Origin of the sequence: Saccharopolyspora sp. NPDC050642, assembly GCF_040654735.1 — a bacterium.
Taxonomy (GTDB): Bacteria; Actinomycetota; Actinomycetes; order Mycobacteriales; family Pseudonocardiaceae; genus Saccharopolyspora; species Saccharopolyspora elongata.
Genome location: NZ_JBFAIN010000010.1, coordinates 37,756 through 61,625, shown reverse-complemented (window position 1 = coordinate 61,625; position 23,870 = coordinate 37,756). Strand labels below are relative to the sequence as shown.

18 protein-coding genes are annotated in these 23,870 nt (G+C 68.8%); 12 read left to right on the top strand and 6 right to left on the bottom strand.

The window, feature by feature from the left end; translation table 11 throughout:
- Positions 1-52 precede the first annotated feature (52 nt).
- The 3 genes from AB0H93_RS17825 to AB0H93_RS17815 all read right to left on the bottom strand — a co-directional run bounded on the left by AB0H93_RS17825 (position 53) and on the right by AB0H93_RS17815 (position 4,295).
- Complete coding sequence (locus tag AB0H93_RS17825) at positions 53-1,075, bottom strand: proline racemase family protein (protein ID WP_358573557.1); 1,023 nt, start codon at positions 1,073-1,075, stop codon at positions 53-55.
- 46 nt (positions 1,076-1,121) lie between these two features.
- Complete coding sequence (locus AB0H93_RS17820) at positions 1,122-2,924, bottom strand: M24 family metallopeptidase (protein WP_358573555.1); 1,803 nt, start codon at positions 2,922-2,924, stop codon at positions 1,122-1,124.
- A 159-nt stretch (positions 2,925-3,083) separates the two neighbouring features.
- On the bottom strand, positions 3,084-4,295 hold the full coding sequence (locus AB0H93_RS17815; RefSeq protein WP_358573553.1) for an amidohydrolase family protein: 1,212 nt from the start codon (positions 4,293-4,295) through the stop codon (positions 3,084-3,086).
- 832 nt (positions 4,296-5,127) lie between these two features.
- Between AB0H93_RS17815 and AB0H93_RS17810 the strand changes: the two genes are divergently transcribed.
- From AB0H93_RS17810 to AB0H93_RS17775, 8 genes are all read left to right on the top strand, one after another.
- Positions 5,128-6,756 carry a GMC family oxidoreductase gene (locus tag AB0H93_RS17810; RefSeq protein ID WP_358573550.1) on the top strand — a complete coding sequence of 543 codons (1,629 nt, stop codon included), beginning with the start codon at positions 5,128-5,130 and terminating at the stop codon, positions 6,754-6,756.
- Between the two features lie 10 nt (positions 6,757-6,766).
- Complete coding sequence (locus tag AB0H93_RS17805) at positions 6,767-7,165, top strand: hypothetical protein (protein ID WP_358573548.1); 399 nt, start codon at positions 6,767-6,769, stop codon at positions 7,163-7,165.
- A gap of 17 nt (positions 7,166-7,182) precedes the next feature.
- Positions 7,183-8,688 carry an aminobutyraldehyde dehydrogenase gene (locus AB0H93_RS17800; RefSeq protein WP_358573546.1) on the top strand — a complete coding sequence of 502 codons (1,506 nt, stop codon included), beginning with the start codon at positions 7,183-7,185 and terminating at the stop codon, positions 8,686-8,688.
- 16 nt (positions 8,689-8,704) lie between these two features.
- Complete coding sequence (locus AB0H93_RS17795; RefSeq protein ID WP_358573544.1) at positions 8,705-10,141, top strand: cytosine permease; 1,437 nt, start codon at positions 8,705-8,707, stop codon at positions 10,139-10,141.
- Positions 10,142-10,228: 87 nt separating this feature from the next.
- A complete protein-coding gene (speB, locus tag AB0H93_RS17790) occupies positions 10,229-11,212 on the top strand; it encodes an agmatinase (RefSeq protein WP_358573542.1) in 984 nt (327 codons plus the stop codon).
- A 172-nt stretch (positions 11,213-11,384) separates the two neighbouring features.
- The gene (locus AB0H93_RS17785; protein ID WP_358573539.1) at positions 11,385-12,890 is read left to right on the top strand and encodes a PucR family transcriptional regulator ligand-binding domain-containing protein; all 1,506 of its coding nucleotides are present in this window, start codon (positions 11,385-11,387) and stop codon (positions 12,888-12,890) included.
- 302 nt (positions 12,891-13,192) lie between these two features.
- Positions 13,193-14,479 (top strand): GH1 family beta-glucosidase, encoded by a 1,287-nt coding sequence (locus tag AB0H93_RS17780; RefSeq protein ID WP_358573990.1) that lies wholly within the window; start codon positions 13,193-13,195, stop codon positions 14,477-14,479.
- Positions 14,476-15,699 (top strand): MFS transporter, encoded by a 1,224-nt coding sequence (locus AB0H93_RS17775; protein WP_358573537.1) that lies wholly within the window; start codon positions 14,476-14,478, stop codon positions 15,697-15,699. Before AB0H93_RS17780 ends, AB0H93_RS17775 begins: the two co-directional genes overlap by 4 nt.
- 212 nt (positions 15,700-15,911) lie before the next feature.
- On the opposite strand, the gene AB0H93_RS17770 is transcribed toward AB0H93_RS17775, so the two are convergent.
- Positions 15,912-17,069, bottom strand: a complete 1,158-nt coding sequence (locus tag AB0H93_RS17770) for an enoyl-CoA hydratase-related protein (protein ID WP_358573535.1) — start codon at positions 17,067-17,069, stop codon at positions 15,912-15,914.
- A 128-nt stretch (positions 17,070-17,197) separates the two neighbouring features.
- Between AB0H93_RS17770 and AB0H93_RS17765 the strand changes: the two genes are divergently transcribed.
- Entirely contained in the window at positions 17,198-18,508 is a 1,311-nt protein-coding gene (locus AB0H93_RS17765) for an MFS transporter (RefSeq protein WP_358573532.1), read from the top strand.
- Between the two features lie 236 nt (positions 18,509-18,744).
- Here AB0H93_RS17765 and AB0H93_RS17760 read toward each other — a convergent pair whose 3' ends face one another.
- On the bottom strand, positions 18,745-19,641 hold the full coding sequence (locus AB0H93_RS17760; protein ID WP_358573530.1) for a LysR family transcriptional regulator: 897 nt from the start codon (positions 19,639-19,641) through the stop codon (positions 18,745-18,747).
- Positions 19,642-19,724: 83 nt separating this feature from the next.
- Between AB0H93_RS17760 and AB0H93_RS17755 the strand changes: the two genes are divergently transcribed.
- From AB0H93_RS17755 to AB0H93_RS17745, 3 genes are all read left to right on the top strand, one after another.
- Positions 19,725-20,609, top strand: coding sequence for a LysR family transcriptional regulator (locus AB0H93_RS17755; protein WP_358573528.1), 885 nt, complete (start codon positions 19,725-19,727; stop codon positions 20,607-20,609).
- A 99-nt stretch (positions 20,610-20,708) separates the two neighbouring features.
- Positions 20,709-21,704: an NADPH:quinone oxidoreductase family protein gene (locus AB0H93_RS17750; protein WP_358573526.1), complete on the top strand. Its 996-nt coding sequence runs from the start codon at positions 20,709-20,711 to the stop codon at positions 21,702-21,704.
- 36 nt (positions 21,705-21,740) lie between these two features.
- Positions 21,741-22,949 carry a CoA transferase gene (locus AB0H93_RS17745; protein ID WP_358573524.1) on the top strand — a complete coding sequence of 403 codons (1,209 nt, stop codon included), beginning with the start codon at positions 21,741-21,743 and terminating at the stop codon, positions 22,947-22,949.
- Positions 22,950-22,951: 2 nt separating this feature from the next.
- Here AB0H93_RS17745 and AB0H93_RS17740 read toward each other — a convergent pair whose 3' ends face one another.
- Positions 22,952-23,860 (bottom strand): LysR family transcriptional regulator, encoded by a 909-nt coding sequence (locus AB0H93_RS17740; protein WP_358573521.1) that lies wholly within the window; start codon positions 23,858-23,860, stop codon positions 22,952-22,954.
- Between the last annotated feature and the right edge of the window lie 10 nt (positions 23,861-23,870).

Sequence of the window (23,870 nt, the reverse complement as noted above, 5' to 3'; positions counted from 1 at the left end):
AGAAGGCGCTGCCGAATCGTCGGCCTCCATCCGTTGTGGACCTGTCCGCCGCTCAGGGCTTTTCCACGACGGGCAGCAGGAACCCCCGGGAAAGGTCGTCGTTCGGATCCACCACGAGGGTGTTGTACCCGGTCAGGTAGGCGGTGCCTTCCACTGCGGGGATGATCGCAGGCTGTCCCCGCACCGAGGTGGTGCCGACGATCCGGCCGATGAAGGTGGTGTCGATGATGCTGTGGTTCACGAGTTCCCCGGTGACGTCGAGTTCGTCGCGCGCAGCCAGGTCGGCGAGGCGGGCGCAGGTGCCGCTGCCGCACGGTGAGCGGTCGACCTGGCCGTCTGCGAAGACGGTCACGTTGCGTTCCTCGATGCGACCCTCCGCGCTGGAGAGGCGATCGTAGAAGATCACGCCGTAGAGGCTGTTGATCCGCTCGTCCTCGGCGTTGGTCAGGTCGTGGCGAGCGAGGATCTCCGCCTTGATCTCGGCGCTCAGCGCGATGAGCCGGGGCAGGTTCGAGGGGGTGACCGGCAGGCCGAGCCGACCTGATTCGACCACGGCGTAGAAGGCGCCGCCGTAGGCGATGTCGGCTCGGGCGGTTCCCCGGGACGTGGGCACTTCGACGTTCAGGGAGTGGGCGTAGGAGGCGATGTTGACGAAGCGCACGGACGGGTGGCCGCCGTCGTCTTGGATGTGGCAGGTCACGCGCCCGGAAGGGACGTCGAGGACGATCTTGTTCCCTTCGCGTGGGGTGACGTACCCCGTGGTGTAGGCCCAAGTAGCGGCTGCGATGGAACCGTGGCCGCAGGCGGTGCTGAAGCCTTCGCGGTGGAAGAAGATCAGGCCGAGGTCCGCACCGTCGTCGTCGGGCTCGGTGACGAAGCAGCCGTACATGTCGGCGTGGCCGCGCGGTTCGAGGGTGAGCATCGCCCGCGCATCGTCGAGACGAGCGATCGCGTCGTCCCGCTTGTCGAGGATGGTCGAGCCCCGAGGGGGCTGGACGCCGCCCAGCACGATCCGGAAAGGCTCGCCGGCGGTGTGGTAGTCGACGGTGCTGATCAGCTTCGGCCGTCCTGTCACAGGTGTCTCCTTCCTAGGTGGAGCGCGCAACGAGGTACCAGCTGGATCAGGAGGACGCCGCGGGTCGCAGCGGGCGCGTCATCTCGTGCAGCCAAGAGGAGACTTCCGGTGCCAGCAGGTTCCGGAGTTCGTCCTCGACCCTCTCGTGGTACTCGTCGATCCAGTGGATCTCCTCGTCGGAGAGGGCGTCGAGGTCGATCAGCCGCCGGTCGATGGGGGCGAGCGAGATCACTTCGAACCCGCACATCGGGAGCTCGCCTCCCGGCGGCACGACCGGTTCCCCGATGAGGAAGGTGTTCTCCACCCGCACGCCGAACTCGTCGGGGCGGTAGTAGCCGGGTTCGTGCTCGATGATCATTCCGGGCAGCAGCGGAACCTCGTTGCCCCGCTTCCAGTGCATGTACATCGGACCCTCGTGCACCTTCAGGAAGGAGCCGATCAGGTGCGCCGTGCCGGGGCCGTAGTCGAGGCCCGCACGCCAGAAGTGCTGGCGGGCTACGGCGTCGATGTGCATCGCGCCGATTCCGGGCGGGAAGTGCAGCACGGCGTGCGCGATGTGGGCCTTGAGGGCGAGCGTGTGCGCGTGGACGTGCTCCGGGCGAGGCGTGCCGATCGGCACCGTGCGGGTGATGTCGGTTGTTCCGTCGTGGTACTGGGCGCCGCCGTCGATCAGGAACACCTCGCCCGGTTCCAGCGGGACGTTGCTCTCGCTCGTCGGTGCGTAGTGCGGGTACGACGAGTGCGCCCCGACGCAGGCCGCCACCGGAAAGCCCAGTCCCCAGTAGCGTTCGTCGGCCTCGTGCAGTTCGCGATACCGCTGGGCGACGGCGAGTTCGTCCACACTTCCGGTCGGGCCGTTGGTGTCGATCCAGTGCAACAGCTGGACCAAGATCGCACCGTCGCGCCGATGCACGTCGCGCGCCCCAGCGATCTCCTGCTCGTTCTTCACCGCCTTGGCCAGGTGGCACGGATCGCTGCCGTGCACGACCTGCGCGCCGGCCTCGCGCAGCTGGGATTCGATCGCGACCGAGGTGGTCGCGGGGTCCACCAGCGCGCGAGATCCCGCCAAGGTCTTGAGGTGGTCGGCGAACATCGCCGGTGGGTGGATCCGGATGTCGTCGCCCAGTTGTTCGCGCGCTCGGTCGTCCACGGATCCCGGTTCCACGAACAGGTCCACACTCGCATCGTTGTGCAGCACGGCCCGGCTGGGCGGGGCCGGGAGGAAGGGCAGTCCACCGCCGCGCATGTTCACCAACCACGCCGTGTTGTCGCAGGTCGCGATCACCGCCGCCGAGCATCCGCCGCTGAGCTCCCCGGCGATCCGGTTGCGTTTCGAGGCGGAGCTCTCGCCTGCCAGGCGAACCGGATGCACGTGGGCCGGCAGCACCTCGACGGCCGGCCGGTCCTGCCAGATCCCGTCGATCAGGTTCTCCGGCACCGCAACGGTTTCGAAGGACGATTCTCGGCTCAACGCGCGAAGCACTTCGAGCGAGGCGATGGAGTGCAAGGCGGGATCGAAGCCGATCGCACCGCCATCGGCATGCCGGGCGACGTAGCCCTGCCACGGGAGGCCGACCAGGTCGTGGACCTCGAAGAGGTCCTCGGCGCACTGCTGCGCGGCTTGCCTGGTGTAGCGGGCATCGGTGAGCAGCGCGGCTCGATCCAGCAGTACGACCGCGATGCCGGCCGAGCCGCGGAATCCGGTCAGCCACTCCAACCGGCATTCGGCGGCGGGCGTCCATTCGTTGAGGTAGTGGTCTTCGTGCGGGATCAGGTAGCCCGTCAGATCGCGTCGAGACATCTCCGAACGCAGACGAGCAACCCGGTCGCGGTGGTCGGGTGCGCGCAAAATGATCTCCTCGATGCTGTGCGGTGCAGGTCGGGTCAGCCGGTCGCCTCGCTCGACGTGCTGCGCCCGAGTGCCGACCGCGACGGCGGTTGCTGCGGGCTAGCGCCACCGCGACTGGCACGGCACAGGCGCAGGAGCCTGTTCTCGTTGCAAGGAAGGTCATGTGCTGCCAAGCGGTGCGCCCCCCTGCACGACCAGTCGTGGCCGTTGCTGGTCCCAAAGCGCGGCGGGGTCGGCGAACGGATCCCCGTCCAACAGCAGGAGGTCGGCCCGGGCGCCGACCGCGATCCGGCCCAGATCGGCGCGCTGGATGAGTGCGGCGTTGACCGAAGTAGCGGACCGGAGGCAGGCGAGCACGCCTGCGACCTCGGTCTGCAGTCGCAGGCCCAGCAACTGCTCGTTCTCCAGGTCACCCATCAGGTCGGAACCGAAGCCGACTGGAACACCGGCGGCGAGCGCGCGCTCGATCGCCACTCCGCCTGCTTCGAGCACCTCCCGGTTCTTCTCCTCGGCGACCTCGGCGAGGCCGACCTCTGCACCGCGCCGAGCCATCGCGTCGTAGGCGATCAGCGTGGGCACCAGGAAGGCTTCGTGGTCGGCCATCAGCGAGGCGGTCGGTTCGTCGAGCAGGTTGCCGTGCTCGACCGAGCGCACACCGTTGACCACGGAATGCCGGACGGCCTCGGACGAGTAGGCGTGCGCCGCGACGTAACTGCCTCGCCGGGCCGCCTCGTCGGCCACTGCCGCGATCTCCTCGGCGGAGTACTGCGCGGGCAGCAGCGGATCAGCGGGGGAGACCACGCCACCAGAGGCCATCATCTTGATGGCGTGCGCGCCATGCCGGAATCGTTCTCGGACAGCAGCGCGCAGCGGCGTCACACCGTCGACGACCTCGTTCATGTGTCCACCGTGGACGCAGATGTCGAGTTCGGCCGGTCGGCAGTCGCCATGACCGCCGGTCTGGCTCAGCGCAGGCCCGGTGTAGAGGTAGCGCGGTGAGGGGAACAGCCCGGCGTCGATCGCCATGGCGAGCCCGATGTCGCCACCGGCGACGTCGCGAACGGTGGTGAATCCGCGCCGCAGCGCGGCCTCCAGCCTGCGCGCTCCGGCCAGCGCGAGGAAGCTCAGCGGCCCGCTTTCGAATTCCAGGTTGTTCAGGGATATCCCGTAGGCGTGGAAGTGCGCATCGATCAGGCCCGGGAGCACTGTCGCACCCTTGGCGTCGACGACCCTGTCGGCCCGGCTCACCCGCGGTCCGATCTCAGCGATGACACCGTCGGCGACCCGCAGCGATCCCTCGGTCAGTTCGGCGGACCAGCCGTCGAAGATGACAGCGTTCTCGAGCGTCAGGCCCCCTGCTGAGCTGGGCATCGAGTCCCTCCCGTTGATCTGCCCCGAAGCCCATGGGCTGCGGATGCGCCGGTGTGGCCGGTGTGGCGAGGCGTTCGTGCGGCGAACGGCTGAGCGATCTTGAACCCGGTTGCCGAGAGCGGGGCGCGACTTGCTGATCGGCTGGCGCAAGCGGTTGCTACGGGAACCGCATCGAGTGCGCAGGCTCCCGTTCGGCGTCAAACTTCGATCGTTCGGTAAAGTGAACGATCTCACGTTAGGGTACGGGCTCTCGGGTGTCAATCGAGGGCCGGATGATACTTGATTATCCTGCGGCTTTTCCTGGTGTGATTCGAGATTGAACAGGTCGCGCGTGCTGCGGCAACGCGGCGGCGCGTGCGCGCGGGCTGGGCATCAATCGTTCGTTCTATTGACCGGTGCTTGAGGTGGGATGCCGAACGGGCCAGCCCGTCCTCGGATGGCTGAGTCGGCTGCCCGCGATCGTTCGGGTTGCTGGGGCCGGTGCATGCCGATGCGCGCCGTTCGCATCGAGTCCACTGTAGACGTCTTGCGGCCCGCCTCGTGGTCCGTCCGCGCATGCTCCAGGAGGGTGCGGTACTCGGGCGAATACTTCCGCAACGGAATATGAGGCCGGCGTGCGTGCAGGGCACCGATCGCGCAGAAGCGGATGCTCGCTGAGCTGCGGCTTCGCGCGGCCGCTTGACGCCCGGCACCGGCCCAGCGGACGGTCTCTTCCGGTTGTGCATTCGCTCAAGCAGTGGCGACTCGGTTGTGGCGGTTGGACCGTAGCGTGGTCGAGCCCTGCGCAAGCATTCTGTGCCGCACCGAACCGAGCTGATCGGGAGATCGACTGGTGAACGCACAGCAGGACCACCGCGACGCAGACGTCCTCATCGTGGGTGCCGGTGCCTCCGGCGGAGTGGCGGCCCTCGAATTGGCCACGCGCGGGTTCCGCGTGGTCTGCCTCGAGCAGGGCGACTGGGCACTCCCGGATGACTTTCCCGGGGGAAAGCCCGAATGGGAACTGGCCCGCCTGAAGCAGTGGAACCCCAGCCCGAACGTGCGCGGAGCAGCAAGCGACTACCCGATCGACACCGCCGAGAGTCCGATCGAGCCGCTCATGTTCAACGGCGTCGGAGGCAGCACCATCCTGTTCTCCGGTCACTGGGTGCGGGCGTTGCCCTCCGACTTCCGAGTCCGGACCCTCGACGGGGTGGCGGACGACTGGCCGTTCACCTACGAGGACCTGCGCCCGTTCTACGACGAGGTCACCCACCACATCGGTGCGTCCGGGCTCGATGGAGACCCGGCGTACCCGGATGCGCACGCGTTTCCGCTGCCGCCGCTGCCGATCGGCAAGTACGGCCTCGCCGCGGCGAAGGGGATGGACAAGCTCGGCTGGCACTGGTGGCCCGCGCCCAACGCCATCGCCTCGCGGAAGTTCAAGAACCGGCCCGCCTGCCTGAGGTACGGCGCGTGTGAGTCCGGGTGCCCGACCGGTGCGAAGGCGAGCACCGACTTCACCCACTGGCGTGAGGCGATCGCCGCCGGAGCGGTCCTGGTGACCGGAGCCAGGGTGCGGCAGCTCACGGTCGACAACCGTGGTCTGGTGACCGGCGCCGAGTACATCGATCGCGACGGCGCCCTGCACCACCAGGCGGCAGGCGTGACCGTGCTCGCCGCCAATGGGATCGGCACCCCGCGACTGCTGCTCAACTCGACGTCCGCGCAGTTCCCCGACGGCCTGGCGAACTCCTCGGGTCTGGTCGGCAAGCGGTTGATGGTGCACCCCTATGCCTCGGTGTACGGGACCTACGAGGAGGAGCTCGAGACCTGGCTGGGTCCTACCGGGCAGGCGCTGCAGTCCATGCAGTTCTACGAGACCGACGCCGACCGGGGCTTCGTCCGAGGGGCGAAGTGGAACCTGATGCCGACCGGCGGCCCGCTCACCCACACGTTGTGGGAGCCCGGCCAGGACTGGCGCGACGCGTTCGGACCGGCCTTCCACAGCCGGCTGCGGAGTACCTTCGGGCGCTACACCGAGTGGGGCATCACCACCGAAGACCTGCCGGAGGAGCACAACGAGGTCGTCCTCGACCTGGCGACCACCGACTCCGACGGCATCCCGGCGCCGAAGATCCACTACACCATCGGCGAGAACACCGAGCGCATGCTCAAGTTCCACGTCGACCGGGCCATCGAGGCGCACCTGGCCTCAGGGGCCACCGCGGTCCACCCCATCCCGGTCGTCCGCGACAGCGGCTGGCACCTCCTCGGCACCGCCCGAATGGGCACCGATCCCGCCACCTCCGTCGTGGACGAGTACGGCCGCGCCCACGACGTGCCCAATCTCTTCGTCATCGACGGCAGCGTGTTCGTCACCTCGACGGGCGTCAACCCGACCGCCACCATCATGGCCGTCGCGCTGCGGGCGATGCGCCACCTCGCCGACAACCGGCACGACCAGACCACTGCCCACTGAGGACCCCGTGATGCTTGATCCCGAACAGCGACGCACTTTCGCCGCACTCGCCAACGTTCTCATCCCGGCGTCCGAGCCGATGCCGTCGGCCACCGCAGCAGGGGTTCCCGAGGCGTTGATCGATCAGGCCCTGGGCTACCGGCCGGACCTGACCGAAGCCTTCGTCGGCGCGGTGGCCTCGTGCGCCGACCAGGAGCCCGAGACTGCGCTCGACGAGCTCGCCGCGCGCAGTCCCGGCCAATTCCAAACCCTCACCCTGCTCACCGCCGGCGCCTACTTCCTGAGCCCCCAGGTGAATTCCGCCCTCGCCCACGACCCACCGCCGCGCGCAGCGAACGACGACACCGACACCTACGTCGACATGTTGGTGGACGTCGTCGAGCGCGGTCTTCCGACCAGCCGAGCCTGACGAGCGAAGGATCCACGATGACCGAGACACGACCGCAGATCGAGGCGGCTCCCCTGACCGGCGACGACCCGGCGCCGGTCGGTGCCGAGCCGGAAGCGTTGACGCACTTCGTCGACGGCGCTCGCTGGACGGGCACCGGGACCGAGACCTGTCCAGTGGTCAACCCCGCGACGGGGCAGCCGATCGCCCGGGCCCTGTGCGGCACGGCAGCCGACGTCGACCAGGCTGTGGCCGCTGCCAGGACGGCGTTCGCCGACTGGCGCCAGAAGACGCCGAAGGACCGTGCCGATGTGCTGCTCGCGGCCGCGGCCGTGGTCGAGACGCATGCCGAGGAGCTCGCGCGGCTGGAGTCTGCCAACGCAGGCAAGCCGATGCCGCTGGCCAGCGAGGACGTCGCCTTCGCGATCGACACCCTGCGGTTCATGGCCGGGGCGGTCCGTGCTCAGCAGAGCTTGAGCGCCGGTGAGTACGTCGCCGGCCGCACCTCGATGATCGTGCGGGAGCCGGTCGGGGTCGTCGCCGCCATCACCCCGTGGAACTACCCGCTGCTCACCGCAGCCTGGAAGATCGGGCCGATCCTGGCGGCCGGCAACACCTGTGTGCTGAAGCCGTCCGAGCAGACCCCGCTGACCGCTCTGCGACTGGCAGAGCTGCTGGCCGGCGTACTGCCCGCCGGCGTGCTCAACGTGGTCACCGGTGACGGGCCGGTCGTCGGCGAGGCGCTTGCGACCCACCCGGATGTCGCGCTCGTGTCGGTCACCGGCAGCGTCCGCAGCGGCCAGGCGGTGGCCCGCGCGGCCGCCGAGTCGCTCAAGCGCGTGCACCTGGAGCTCGGCGGCAAGGCGCCCGTCCTGGTGTTCGCCGACGCCGACCTGGACGCGGTGGCCGACGGCGTCGCGTTCGCGGGCTTCGGCAACTCCGGACAGGACTGCGGTGCCGCCTGCCGGGTCCTCGTCGAGGAGTCGGTGTACGACGACCTGGTCGCGCGGCTGGTGTCCCGGGCGGAGGCGCTGGCCGTCGGCGACCCGGCGGAGGGGGACCACATCGAGATGGGCCCGCTGGTCTCGCAGGCGCATCGCGACCGGGTGGTCGGCTTCCTGGACCGGGCCCACGCCGAAGGCGTGCGAGCCGCGACCGGCGGCAAGGCACCGGACGGTGACGGTTTCTTCGTCCCCCCGACCGTGCTGGTGGACATCCCGGACGGAGCCGAGTGCACCCGCGAGGAGATCTTCGGCCCGGTCGTGACGGTCGAGACGTTCACCCGCGAAGACGCCGCGGTCTCCGCGGCCAACGGCACGGGGTACGGGTTGTCGGCGTCGGTCTGGACCGAGAACGCGCGGCGGGCCGCCGACCTGCCCGCTCGGCTGGACTTCGGCACGGTCTGGGTCAACGACCATCTCGCGTTCGCCACCGAGATGCCGTGGGGCGGCTTCAAATCCTCCGGCTACGGGCGCGACCTGTCGGCGTACGCGCTCGACGACTACTCGCGCACCAAGCACGTGATGGTCAACCGGATCCGTTAGCGGGGGAAGGAGCGGAATGAGCGAGCAGCTGACAGGGCGGCAGGAGAGCATCGAGTCGGCCACCATCCAGCCCATCCCGCTGGACCAGCGACACGGCACGAACCGGGACATGTTCACGATCTGGTTCGGCACCAACATCATGGTCCTGTCCATCGTCACGGGTGCTCTGGCCACCACGCTCTTCGGCCAGCCGGCCTGGTCTGCGGCCCTGGCGATCGTCATCGGCAACCTGTTCGGTGCGGTCTTCATGGCACTGCACTCCGCGCAGGGCCCGCGTCTCGGCGTACCTCAGATGGTGCAGACCAAGGGCCAGTTCGGCTCCTGGGGCTCCGTGCTGATCGTGCTGATCGTGGTGTGCATGTACCTCGGGTTCTTCATCTCGATCCTGGTCTTCGGAGGTGAGTCCCTCGCGTCCGTCATTCCACCTCTGGGGCAGCGCGGCGGCATCATCCTGATCGCGGTCGTCAGCCTCGCGGCCACCATCTGGGGATACGCGCTGATCCACGCCTACGCGCGGATCATGACCTACGTCTCGGGCACGGTTCTGCTGCTGGCGTTCGTCTGGGCGTTCGTGGTGCACCCGGTCCCAGTCACCTTCTTCCACACCAGCGGTGCCAGCCTGGCCGGGTTCATGAGCATTGTTTCGGCCTCGGCCGTCTGGCAGATCGCCTACGCGCCGTACGTCTCGGACTACTCCCGCTACATGCCGGCGCAGACCGGAGCGAAGCCGGCATTCTGGATGAGCTACTGGGGCACCAGCCTCGGTTCGATCCTGCCGATGTTCCTCGGCGCAGGCATCGGGTTGCTCCTGCCGGACCTGGACCCCGTCGTCGCCCTGACCAAGGCGACCGCGGGGATCAGCGTGCTGGTCGTCGCCGTGTTCAGCATCGGCGTCGCGGCCACGAACGCGATGAACCTCTACTGCGGCACCCTGTGCACGATCACGATCGCGCAGACGTTCGCGCCGCGCTTCACCGCCGGCAGCCGCGAGCGGGCCTGGATCGCCACCGGGCTCGTCGTGGTCGCGCTCGGGGTGGCGCTCACCGCGGGCGACGACTTCGTGGCGACGTACAACAACTTCCTGACGTTGCTGCTCGGCTCCCTGGTCCCTTGGACGGCGGTCAACCTCGTCGACTTCTACCTGGTCAGGCACGGCGACTACGCGGTCGAGGACTTCTTCCGGCGCGACGGCGGTCGCTACGGGTTGGTGAACTGGCCGGCGGTGATCTGCTACCTGATCGGGGTCGCGGTCCAGCTGCCCTTCATGGTCGTCGGTACGGCGTACACCGGGCCGATCGCCAGGCTTCTCGGCGACACCGACCTCTCCTTTATCGCCGGCCTGCTCATCGTCTCGCCGCTGTACTACGTCACCGTCACGGTGCTGGCCCGGCGCACGGCGGGCGCCGGCGAGACCGTCGCGAGCGTCGCGGACGCGCAGCCGCAATCCGAGTAACCGAGCAACCAGATCAACCCCAGAGACGGTTCGTCCGGCGTCTTCCGCCGATCCACCCCACCTCCCATTGAACGGAGCCACCCAACGATGAGCGACCACCAGCCGATCGGTGCCCTCGATTCCACCGCGGTCCCGCGCTTCGCCGGGCTCGGGACCTTCGCGCGGATCCCGGCCATCGACGCCGTGCCCGACTACGACATCGCCGTTCTGGGCGTCCCCTTCGACGGAGGCACGTCCTACCGGCCCGGCGCCCGGTTCGGGCCGATGGGGGTCCGGCAGGCCTCGCGGCACCTGCGGCCGAGGTTCCACGTCGAGCTCGACGCCGCGCCGCTGGAGCAGGTCCAAGTCGTCGACGCCGGCGACGTTCCGTGCACGCCGTACTCCATCGACGAGGCGGTCCACCAGATCGAAGGGTTCGCCCGCGAGGTCGTCGGGAACCGGGATCGGCGCCTGGTGACCATCGGCGGTGACCACACCGTCGCGCTGCCGATGCTGCGCGCGGCGCGGGACAAGCACGGCCCGATCGCGCTCATCCACTTCGACGCGCACCTGGACACCTGGGATACGTACTTCAAGGCCCCGATCACCCATGGGACGGTGTTCCGCCGCGCGTTCGAGGAGGGCCTGCTCGCCGAGGAGAAGTCGATCCACGTCGGCATCCGGGGGCCCATCTACGACCGGCTCGACCTCGTCGACGACGCATCGTTCGGATTCCGGGTCATCCGGGCCGGGGACCTGGACACGCTCGGAATCGACGGAGCCGTCGATGCGGTGCGGCGGCGGGTGGGGGACACCCCGGTCTACCTCTCGATCGACATCGATGTGCTCGACCCGGCGTTCGCACCGGGCACGGGTACGCCGGAGATGGGCGGCTTCTCCAGCCGCGAACTGCTGCACCTGCTTCGCCGGCTCGACGGTCTCAACCTGGTCGGAGCCGACGTGGTCGAGACGGCTCCGGCGTACGACCACGCCGAGATCACGTGCGTGGCGGCCGCGACGGTGGCCTTCGACCTCATCACCCTCATGAGCAAGACCGAGGCGCGTACGTCCGGCCCGTCGTCCGCCGTCTGACCGGTCTGGGCGCCGCAGACGAGCACCATCAGCGCTCGACGGCCGAGCAGCATGTCCAAGCACACTCCGTCAGCTGGACGATGCCGGGTGTAGGCGCGGGCTCGTCTGCCGGCTCTTGTTGCGGAGCGTGCAAACGCACAAGAGCCGTCATACGTCTGTGTAACGTGTGGCCATGGCAATCACGGTGGCGGATCTGCTCGAGCTGCCACACCTGCGGCTGCACCTGCACTCCGGTGCGGGTGGGCTCGGTCGGGAGGTCTCGTGGACGCACACGTCTGACTTGCCCGAGCCGTGGCAGTGGCTGGCCGGTGGTGAGCTCCTGATGACCAACGGCATGTCTTTCCCGGCCGAGGGAGCCCGGCAGCGGGCCCACATCGAGCGCCTGGTGGACGCCGGGGCGAGCGGCCTGGCGATCGGGGAGCGGATGTACTGCCCGCCGCTGACCGATGAGCTCGCCGAGGAGAGCGAGCGGCTGGGGTTCAGCATCTTGACGGTGGACTACCCCATGCCGTTCGTGGCCATCTCGCAGGCCGTTGCCGCCGCGAATCTGCTCGAGCAGTCGGACCGGCTGATCCGGACCGAGCGGATCTACCACGCCATGCAGCGAATGGTGACCCATCGAGGGGAATCATCGGTGCTCTCCCAGGACCTGTCACAGCAGCTGGGCTGCGAGGTGCGCGTCTGCCACCGAGAGTCGGCCCAGCCGTGGTACCCGCAGGACCCGCGCTTCGACCCGGTGCTCACCGAGGCACTGCGCCAGACGGCATCAGGCGCTTCCGATCTGCGCGCCGGTGCGTTCGCGGTCCCCCTGCGGGACGGGCGCGAGCTTCGACTGGTGGACATTCCGACACAGCCGAACGCGGTGTTGGCCCTGGTGTCGATCGACCGCAGCGTGCTCGACGCGATCCTCATGCAGCACGCGGTCACGGTGCTCGCCCTGGAGCTCTCGCAGTCGTTGGCCAGGATCGAGCACGACCGCCGACTGGGCGCCGAGCTGTTGGCCCAGCTGATCGAGGGACAGATCGACGCGCACAGCGGTAGCCGCCAGCTGGACGCGCTCGGCCTGGACGTCTCGCAGGCCAACCTCTTCGCAGTCACCTCCGGTGACATCGCCAAGCTTCGAGAGCTGCACGTCGCGCTGTGGCGGAACGGTGTGCGTCAGCTCGGCGTCCATCGGCGGGGCGTGCTGTACGTCCTCTGCGTCGACGGCGACCAGGCAAACTCCGTGATGCGCGCGAACCTCGGCGATGAGGCGCTGGTGGGGATCAGCGGCCCGATCGCCACCGTCGAGCGGATCCCAGAGGCGGCGCGAGAGGCGGGTTGGGCGGCCCGCGCTGCGGCCGGCGTCACCCCGCACACCTTCAGGTACGGCGACGCCACGCCGCTGCTGGGTGTCGCGGGAATCGACGACGCGAACGCCCTGGTCTTGCGCGTCCTGGGGCAGCTCATCGACTACGAACGACTGCACCAGTCAGAGCTCTTGCACACGCTCGTAGCGTTTTTCGACAACCAGCGCTCCTGGCGGAAGACAGCGGATGCGTTGCACGTGCACCGGCAGACCGTTCTCTATCGGATCCGCAAGGTCGAGGAGATCACCGGGCACAACGTGAACGACACACGTGACATCGCCGAGCTCTGGCTTGCCCTGCAGGCTCGCGCACTGCTTGGAGATGCCTGACTCGGGTTGCCGGTCCATGCCGGTCACGTTGTGAAACCGCCGGGTGGGCTCGTTGATCTCAGTTCGATGCTGAGGTCCTCGCTCTGCGGCGCGGAGTCCGAGGTTGCCGCGCGCTCAGCAGCCTTTCTCGTCGTGGAAGTGATGTGCAGGCGCAGCGGGTGAGACGCCCGCCCGGCGGGCCGTCCCGCGCGAACTCCAGCCCGAGGGGCCGGACTTGATGATCGCCTCGACATCGTCCCTTCCGCGAGTGCCTGATCGGCACTATATTCCGAATAAAATTCACGTTTTGGGGAGTGATCGAGATGAAGGTCCCGCACTTGCCCTCCGATTTCGTCTGGGGCGTGTCCACCGCGGCGTTCCAGATCGAAGGCGCCACCGCGGAAGGAGGCCGGGGACGTTCCATCTGGGACACCTTCACCGCCACTCCCGGCAAGATCGCGCGCGGCGAGCACGCCGACGTCAGCACGGACCACTACCACCGCTACCTCGAGGACGTCGCGCTGATGTCCGACCTGGGGGTGGACGCCTACCGGTTCTCGCTGGCCTGGCCTCGCATCCAGCCCGACGGTCGCGGTCCGGCGAACCCCGAGGGAATCGCGTTCTACGACCGCCTGCTCGACTCGCTCTGCGAAGCAGGCATCGACCCGGTCGCCACGGTCTACCACTGGGACACCCCGCAGGCGCTGGAGGACCAGGGCGGGTGGCTCAGCCGCGATACCGCCGAACGGTTCGCCGAGTACGCCGCGATCGTCGGCGAGCGCTTCGCCGACAGGGTGAAGATGTGGATCCCGCTCAACGAGCCGATGGTCATGTCGATCTTCGGCTACGGCATCGGCGAGTACGCGCCGGGCAAGGCGCTGCTGCTCGACGCGATTCCGACCGCGCACCACCAGCTCCTGGCGCACGGCCGGGCCGTGGCGGCGTTGCGGGCGGCGGGCGCCCGCGCGGTGGGAACCGCGAACAACCACAGCCCGATCTGGGGTGAAGACCCGGAGCCGGTGTCCTTCTTGGATGCGTTGATCAACCGCTTGTTCGCCGATCCGATCCTGCTCGGCAGCTACCCCGAGGTGCTGCATGATCGGCTTCCCGACGGCTTCGCCGACGACCTGCCGGCAATCGCCGCGCCGCTGGACTTCTACGGCGTCAACTACTACGAGCCGATGGCCGTCCGCGCGCCTCGGACCACCGGCCCGCTACCGTTCGAACTCGTTCCGGTCGAGGGCTATCCGATGACCACCAACGGATCGCCGGTAGTGCCGGACGGACTGCGCGAGCTGCTCGTCCTGCTCCACGAGCGCTACCCGGAGATGCCGCCAGTGCACATCACCGAAAACGGTTGCAGCTTCGACGAAATCCACGACTCCGACCGCATCGACTTCCTCGCCCGCCACCTCACCGCCGTGCGGGAGGCCGTGGACGCCGGTGCGGACGTGCGCGGCTACTTCGTCTGGTCGCTCCTGGACAACTTCGAGTGGTCCAAGGGGTACGCGTCGCGGTTCGGCCTGGTGCACGTCGACTACGACACGCTCGTGCGCACCCCGAAGGACTCGTTCGCCTGGTACCGCGACGTGATCAAGCGGTCGAGATGACCGCATTCGCCGAGCCCCGAACCCCGGTCCGCGCCGGGTGGACGACGTTGCTCTTCCTGGCCAATCTCGGGCTGTGGCTGGCGTTCTACGCGCCGATCCAGGTACTGCTGCCCCGGCAGGCGGAACTGCTCGCCGGTGTGGACAAGGAGGTCGTCTTCGGCGTGGTCACCGGGGTCGGCGCGGCGGTGTCGGTGGTGGTCAACCCGCTGGCGGGCATGCTTTCCGACCGCACCACCTCGCGGTTCGGCCGCCGGCACCCGTGGACGCTCGGCGGCGCGCTCGTGGGGGCGGCGGGGCTGACGGTCCTCGTCGCGGCGGGCGACGTGGTGACCATGACGGTCGGGTGGTGCCTGGTGCAGGCCGGGCTCAACGCGATGCTTGCGAGCCTGGCGTCGGCGCTGCCGGACCGGGTTCCGGTGACGCAGCGGGCACGGATCGGCGGACTCGTCGGCATCAGCCAGATGCTGGGCACCGTCGTCGGCGCGCTGGTGGTGACGGTGCTGATCACTGGGCTCGCCGGTGGTTACCTGGCGTGCGCGGCACTAGTCGTGCTCGCGGCAGCGGCGTTCGTGCTGCGCACCCCGGACGCCATGCTGCCGACGAAACCCGCAGGCGGGCTGGCCACCGCAGCGCGGCGGCTTTGGGTGTCGCCGCGCAGGTATCCCGACTTCGCGTGGGGCTGGGGCTGCCACTTCATGATCAACCTGGGCAACGCCTTCGGCACGCTCTACCTGCTGTTCTTCCTAGGTGACGCCGTGCGCCACCCCGATCCGGAGACGGGCCTGCTGGTCCTGATGGGCCTCTACGGTGCCGCGCTCGCCGTCGGCGGGGTCGTCGCGGGAGCGCTGTCGGACCGCACGGGGCGGCGCAAGCCCTACATCCTGACCTCGTGCGCGCTGATGGCGCTGGCCGCGCTGCTGCTGGCCGCGTGGCCGACGTGGACCTCGGCGCTGTGCGCCGCTCCGCTGCTCGGACTGGGTTTCGGGATCTACTGGGCGGTGGCGCTGGCACTGCTGACGCAGGTGCTGCCGACCGCCACCGACCGCGCCAAGGATCTCGGCGTGGTGAACATCGCGAACTCGCTGCCCCAAGTCGTCGCCCCTGCACTCGCCACGCCGGTCCTGGCCCACCTCGGCGGCTATGCCGGGCTGTTCACCGCATCGGCGGTGGTCACCCTGCTCGCGGGCGTGCTCGTCACCCGCGTGCGCGGAGTCGCCTGACTCGTCCCGATCATCCAGTCGGGTTGGGTGATGATCTTCCAATACGTGCTCGACACTTCGTCTTCCGCGGCTCAGCTCGACAGCGACGCCCGGAGCCGGGACCGGGGCTTCCTGCGTGCAGAGGAAACGGGTGCCCATGTTGATTCCGTCTGCTCCCAGGGCGCCATTGAGGACACCGTCGATCAACAGCCCCAGAACCTGAAGCGGAACAGTCAGCGACCGGTGAACTTCGGTGCGCGCTTCTCCAGGAACGCACGGGCTGCTTCGACGGAGTCTTCGGTGTGGGCCGAGTCCACGACGCGATCGACCTCGCGCGGCAGGTACTCGCTCAGCGGCGACAGCAGGGCGTCGTTGAGGTTGGCCTTCATATGGCGCACGGCCAGCGGTGCGAAGGCGGAGATCTGCTGGGCCACGCGGGTGACGTGGGAGGCCAGCGCATCGGCGGGCACGACATCGTTGAGCAGGTTCCACTCCAGGGCTTGCGCGGCGGTGAACTTCTGGGGGACCAGGAACAACTCGCGGACCTTCTGCGGTGCGGCTACCTGACTGGCGAACCACACCGCCGCCATGTCACCCGAAATGCCGGCGGTGAGGAAGGCGGTGTTGAACTTCGCGATGTCGGCGGCGTAGCGCAGGTCGGTCGCCAGCGCGAGCCCGAGGCCAGCACCGGCGCACGCCCCGTTGATCGCCGCGATGGTGACCTTGGGCATTCGGTGCAGCAGCTCCACGCAGCGGCTGCCGTCGAGGACGTGATGCCGGTCGCGATCCTTGGAAATCCGGGACAGCCCGCGGGTTTCCGGTGGCGAGGCGAGGTCGGCACCGACGTTGAAGTAGCCGCCGCAGCCGGTGAGGATCACCACTCGGACGTCGTCGTCGGCCGCGGCGGTGCCCAGCACCTCGGCGAGCTCCTTCATGAACGATTTAGACACCGCGTTGCGCCGTTGCGGCCGGTTCATCGTGATGGTGGCGACCGAATCGTTCACTTCGTAGCGCACTTCGGCTGAATCCACGGACATCTCCTCGGCTTGTCGAGCGGACTGGCCACCATGCAAGTTCACTTCCGGTCGCCGCACCAAGACGGTTCCGCAAGCCGACGCATAGGGCCGGCCTATGCGAGCCATCAGGGGCTCGTCGTTGATCTGCGGTTCGCGTCGGCGTTTGCTCGGTGACAGGTTCGGCCTGCTTCGTCCAACGGACGACACCGGGCCCTGATGCCGGCCCGCGGTACCGGAAGTCGGGCCAAGCCGGCTTCCAGCTCGTGCAGGGCATGATCGCGGATTCGCAGACGCTTCTGCCGAGACGTGCGGCTGTTCCGGCTGTGCGCGGGCACCAGCCGGATCCATCAGCTCACCATCGCCGAACTCGCCCACGCCGACCATCGCGTCGGCTGTGTCTGCGACCATTGCCGCTTCCTATGCGGTTGACGCCGTTTGCGTCTTGGTCGTCTCGCTCGCGCAGATCGTTCAATACCACCGATCCCCAATGGCGTGGAGGCAGGATGACGATCGACGAGCAGTTGTTGAACGGCCGCAACGGGACGGCCGTTGGACGCAGCCGGACCAGCGCCTGGGCGGTCGTGCTGTTGTGCATGTCGTTCATGCTGATCAACTTCGCGGACAAGGCGGTGATCGGGTTCGCCGGAGTCCAGATCCGTCAGGACCTCGGGCTGTCGGCGGAGCAGTTCGGGCTGGTGCAGAGCGCGTTCTTCTGGCTGTTCGCGGCCGGTGCGATCCTGGTGGGCTTGCTCACCAGCAAGATCAGCCCGCGGTGGATCGTGGTGGCGCTGATCGTGGTGTGGACCTTGACGCTGGTTCCGCTGGTCGGCGCGGTCGGATTCGGCACGCTGCTGGTGTGCCGGATCATCCTCGGTTTCGCCGAGGGCCCGGCGGCGGCGTTGGTGATGTCGATCGCGCATTCCTGGTTCCCGCCGGACAAACGTGCATTGCCGTCCGGGGTGATCAACGCGGGGACCTCGCTCGGGCCGCTGCTGGCGGCGCCGACCCTGACCTGGGTGATCTCCGCGTTCGACTGGCACGCCGCGTTCATCGTGCTCATCGCGGCGGGGTTGGTCTGGTTGGTGCTCTGGCTGCCATTCGGTCGGATGGGCACCGAGAGAGCCACCACCGTCGCCGCGGTCGGCGCCCTGCCGGAGCGGGTGCCCTACCGGGTGCTGTTCACCCGTCCGACGATCATCGGACTCGGGTTGTTGATGTTCCTGGCTTACTGGGGCACGTCGTTGAAGGTGTCGTGGCTGCCGTTGTTCCTGCGCGAGGGCCTCGGTTACAGCGCCACCGCCACCGGGTACCTGGTGACGTTGCCGTACGCGGTCGGGGTGCTGGCCAACATCGGTTTCGGGTTGTTGTCGAACTGGCTGAGCGCGCGCGGGGTGTCGAACCGGCTGGCGCGGGGCTGGCTGGCCGCCGGGCTGGTGGTCGCCAACGGGCTGTCGATGTTGGGCTTCGCGTTGCTGGGGCAGAGCGGCTTGCAGATGTTGTTCGTGGTGCTCGGGTTCTCGCTGTACTCGGCGGCATTCGCGATCTCGTTCGCGGCGGTGTCGGACGTGGTGCCGGCCAAGCAGCGCGGGGTCGTCTTCGGGTTCGTCATCGGCTTCTACAGCTTGGGAGGTGTGCTCGCGCCGATGATCATGGGCTTGTTCGTCGGTGCGGGGGAGACCCCGGCGGCCGGCTACAGCTCCGGGTTCACCTTCACCGGTGCGTTGATGGCGATCGGATGCATCGCGGCGGTGTGGCTCATCCGTCCGGAGAAGGACACGGCCGAGTTGGTGGCGCGATACGCAACTCGCGGCTGAGCATCGACCGGCCCACGCCATGCCGTTCGGGCCGACACCAATGGGACTCCGACCAGGAAGGCATCGCAGGGGCAGCTGCTCGGCCTCGCCCGATGGGCTCGCGACGCGGGCGAGAACGATTGGAGATCAAGGTGGATCTGACACCGTCCCCTCGGGCGGCCGAAATCGTGGAGCGGGTCCGCTGTTTCCTCGACGAGGAGGTGCTGCCCGCCGAAAGTGCTCGAAGTGACGCCTCGTCAGGCGGTCGAAGCCCGCTGCACCGCGAGATCGCGCAGTGCCCGCGCGGACGGTGCGAGGTGACCAGGACGGTGCATCAGCGCCTGCGGCAACGAGATCGGTGGCGCCAGAGACCGGACGACGGCACCCCGCACCTCTGCGAGGTCGGCGCTGCGGCGGCCGGTCCACGCCATCCCGGTGCCGGCCAGCACCAGCGGGATCTGCATGGACCGGTTGGCGGTGACCACTCCGAGCCGAGTGCGCATGCCGGCGGCGCGCAGTCGCTCCTCGACGGCGAGCCGGGCGACCGCCCCGCCGGGCGCGGCGACCACCGGTAGGTCGGGGATCTCCGCGAAGGGCAGCGGGTCGGGCAAGTCGGGCCGCGTGTGCGGAGGCATGACGACGCACAACTCGGTTCGCCCGATCACATGGGTGGTCAGGCCGGGCACGTCGTGCGGCCCGGCCGTCGGCAGATGGCAGAAGCCCAGCTCCACGCGCCCCTCGTGCACCTGTTGCAGCAGGACTTCTTCGTTGTCGGGTTCGGTCACCCGCACGGTGACGCCGGGATGATCGCGTCGGAAGGCGCCGATCAGCTCGATCAAGGGCTGCTCGAACACCGGGTAGATGGCGGCGAGTTCGAGCGTGCCGGACGGGGCGCCGGACACTTCGGCGACGGATGCGCGGGCGGTGGCCAGGTCGCGCAGGATCTGCCGCGCGGGTTTGACGACCGCCTCGCCGGCGGGGGTGAGCACGAGCCCACTCCCGACCCGGTGGAACAGCGGAGTTCTGAAATCACGCTCCAGCGCCCGGATGGTCTGCGACACCGCGGGCTGGGTGAGTCGACGGGCGATCGCGGCCTTGCCCAGGCTGCCGTGCTCCACGACGGCCAGGAACACCTCGGCTTGCCTGAAATCCACGCAAACCTCTCTCCCGCCGATTGGTCCGTTCGGGCGAGCCTAGTCGCCCGGTCGGTCACCGGCCGTTGGCTATTGTCGAGGTCATGGATTCGCGGCAGTTGAGGTACTTCGTCGCTGTTGCGGAGCACGGGGGAGTCACCAAGGCCGCCAAGGCCCTGCAGGTCGCCCAGCCGACCTTGACGCAGGGCTTGCGCGCGCTGGAGCGGGATCTGGGTGTGGAGCTGTTCCACCGGGTCGGCCGGGGCATGGTCCTCTCCGCGGCCGGGGAGGCCCTGCTGGGGCCCGCGATGCAGGTCGGAGGCGGCCTGGCAGCCCTGGTGGACAAGGCCAGGAGCATCGCCCGGCTCGACGGCGGCTGGCTGAACCTCGTGACGAGCCCCGGCCTGGGTGTTGATCCGCTGACCGGCATCATCGGCATGTTCCGGGCCCGGTATCCGAAGGTGTGCGTCAACGTCCTCGATCCCGGCACGACCTCGATCAACGAGCTCCTGCGCACCGCCGCCTGCGAGATCGCGATGACGTTCCTGCCCGCAGCGGTGACCGGGATGGTGTCGGTGCCGCTGGGCGTCCGGCGATTGCTGCTCGTCCTGCCACCGGAGAGTCCCATCGGCAGTCGGATGCCGGTCCGCCTGGCGGAGCTCGCCGGACTTCCCCTGGTGGCCGGTCCGCGCGGCAACCCGATCCGGGACCTCCTCGAAGTGAGCTGTGCCCCGGGAGCGCCGCTGAACATCTCGGTCGAGACGGAGTCGGAGGAGCACGCCCGGGACCTCGTCCTGGTGGGCGCTGGTGCGGCGCTGCTCCCCCAGTCGCTGGCCGAGCAGGCCGGGTTGCGCGGGGCGTTGGTCCGGCGTACCGATCCCGTGCTCGAGCAGCGCATCGGCGTGGTGCACCGCAGCGGACCGCTCTCGCCCGCGGCAGTCGCTTTCGTCGACCTGAGCAGCGAGTTCGCCGCTGCGCAGGACCTCTGATCGGCGTCGCCTATCCCTGTAGGCGACAACTCGTCTTGGACGGCTCCGCAGCCTGGTCGGTTGACTCGCCGTTATCGACGTCGATCATCGGAGGTGCCGATGCGGACATGGCAGGTTCAGCAGCCCGGCGAGCCGGAGCGAGCGCTGCGGTTGGTGGACATCCCGACACCTCGGCCGGGCTCGGGAGAAGTGCGGGTGAGCGTCCGCGCGGCCGCCCTGGGGTTTCCGGATCTCCTGCTGTGCCAGGGGAAGTACCACGACAAGCCGCAGACGCCGTTCTCGATCGGCGGTGAGGCCGCCGGGACCGTTCAGGAGGTCGGCGATGGCGTCGACGAGTCGCTGGTGGGCTGCCGGGTCGTCGTCACGCCGGGCCAGACCACGGCCGGGCTGCTCGCGGAGGAGGTGGTCGTTCCCGTGCAGCGGTTGCTGCCGCTTCCTGACGACATGAGCTGGGAGGAGGGCGCTGCGCTGTTCGTGGCTTACCAGACGTCGCACATGGCGTTGTTCCGCCGTGCCGGGCTCGCCAAGGGCGAGACGGTGCTGATCCACGGCGCGGCCGGCGGCATCGGCAGTGCCGCGGTACAGCTCGGCAAGGCGGCGGGGGCGAGGACGGTCGCGGTGGCCGGTGGTGCCCGCAAGGCCAAAGCGTGTGCCGATCTGGGGGCCGATGTCGTCGTCGATCATCACGAGGACGACTTCGTCGCGGTGACGAAGGAGGTCACCGGCGGTCGCGGTGCCGATGTCATCTACGACTCGGTGGGCGGTGAGGTCTTCGACCGGTCCCGCAAGTGCATCGCGGTGGAGGGACGGCTGCTGGTGGTCGGATTCGCCAGCGGCACGATTCCACAGCTGCCGGTGAACCACGCATTGCTGAAGAACTACTCGGTCGTGGGTTTCCGGACCAGGCCGTTCCGGGACGACCCCGCCTATTGCCGGGAGATCCACGACGAACTGCTGCGCTACCGGGAGCAGGGCTTCGTGCAGCCGCTGGTGGACGGGGCCACCTTCGACGACGTCCCGGGAGCGCTGCGCCGGATCGCCGATCGAGACGTCCTCGGCCGCCTCGTGGTGACTGTCGACCGGAATGACGCGTAGATCGTCTGGAACAGTGCGAGAAGGGATTCATCATCGATGAGCGCACCTCTGAAAGGCGTCAAGGTCGTCGACTTCGGTCAGTACATCGCTGCCCCCGGGGCGGGCGCACTGTTGGCGGGCCTGGGTGCGGATGTGATCAAGGTCGAGCCCCTGGGCGGGGAGTCGGCCCGCAACATCGGGAGCTTCGGCGACGGGATGCTCCGCGCCTACAACCGGGGCAAGCAGGCGATCGCGCTCGACCTGCGCCATCCGCTCGGACGGGAGACCGGGCACCGGTTGGCCTCCGGTGCCGACGTAGTCGTGCAGAACATGCGGCCGGGCGCGATGGAACGGATGGGACTCGGCGCCACGCAGCTTCGCGAGCGGAACCCGGCGTTGGTGTACGCCTCGGTCAGCGGGTTCGGAATGCACGGTCCGTCCCGGCAGCGCCCTGGTCTCGACATCGCTGCCCAGGCAGAGAGCGGCATCATGTCGCTCACCGGCGCGGCCGGCGGGGACCCGCAGCGCGTGGGGCTTGCGCTCGTCGACGCGGCGACGTCGCACGCGTTGGCCCAGGCGATCCTCGCGGCGTTGTTCCGCCGCGAGCGCACCGGGGACGGAGCGGAGATCGAGATTTCGCTGCTGGAGGTGGCGATCCATCTGCAAGCTCCGAACTTCGCCGAGTACTTCGCCACCGGAACCATTCCGACGAGACGGGGCAACGGGCAGGCGACGGTCGCTCCGGCAGCCGACCTGATCCGCACCAGCGACGGCTTCGTGGTCCTGTCGGCCTACACGGACGCGCATTGGGCGACGTTGTGCCGCTTGATCGAGCGCATCGACCTGCTCACTGATCCCCGTTTCGAGACGAACGAAATGCGGGTGGCCAATCGTCGGAAGTTGTTGCAGGAATTGGGCGCGGCGCTTTCCGCACGGACCACCGAGGACTGCGTCCGCTGGTTGTCGGAGAACGGTCTGGTCGTAGGCGCGGTGCGCAACTACGAGCAGGTGCCGGAGGCCGCTGACGTCGTCGCTGCGGGGATCTTCGCCCGCGGACGGGACGCGGATGGCGGCGAGGAAACGTACGTCGGGCTGCCGTATCACTTCATGGGCTGGACACCGGAAACCTCTGCGCCGCCCCCGGCGCTGGGCGAGCACAGCATCGCCGTCCTGGAGCAGGCGGGTTTCAGCACGGATGAGGTGACGGCACTGGTAGCCCGGGGAATCGTGCGAGATGGCAGACGAGGCAGTGCGCTCGCAGGATGACTTCAGCCGTGGCGTTCAGCGGAGCTGAGTGCCAAGTCCAGGAATGCCTGGGCCGGCGGTGCGAGGTGCCCGCGGCGGCGGAGCACGCCGTGGGACAGCACCACGGGGGGATCCAGGGAATGCACCGCGACGTCGACGGATGGGCTGCCCTGCGCGGAGGCCCGGGTGGTCCAGGCCATTCCGAGCCCGGCGGAGACCAATGGCAGTTCCAGATCCCGGTGTTCGGTCACCACGCCCAGAGAGGTGCGTACTCCCGCGTTGCGCAGCGCGTCTTCGACGGTTTGACGGGCTACGGCACCACGGGACACCGCGATCACAGGCAGCTCGGGCAACTCGGACAACGGGACCGGGTCGTCGAGCTGCGCGGAGAGCTCGACCGGCACCGCCAGGCACAGTTCGTCCTGGCCCAAGACGGTGATCTCGAGCTCGGGTTCTGGGCGCGAAGGGCTGCTCTCCGGGGCGGGCAAGTAGCCGAAACCGAGTTCTACCCGCCCCTCGCGGACCCACTCGGCGAGTTGTTGTTCCGAGTCGGCCTCCGTGATGCGCTGCGGTATTTCGGGGTGCAGCTCGGCGAACGCGCTGACCAGCTCCACCAGCGGGTGGTGGATGCAGCCCGGGATCGCCGAGATCTGCAGCTGCCCGGCGTCCGCACCGGCCAGTTCTGCGGCCGATGCGCGGACGGTGCCGGCGTCTCGGAGCACTTGCCGGGCCGGTTTGACCAAGGCGCTACCCGCCGGGGTCAAGGCGACGCCGCGGCCGACGCGGTGGAACAACTCGATCCCGAGCTCCTGCTCCAGGGCCTGGATCGATTGCGTGAGCGACGGCTGTGCGAGGTGCAACGCCGCAGCGGCGCGCACGATTCCGCCATGCTCCACCACTGCCAGGAAGCACTCCAGTTGGCGAAACTCCACGGACGCCTCC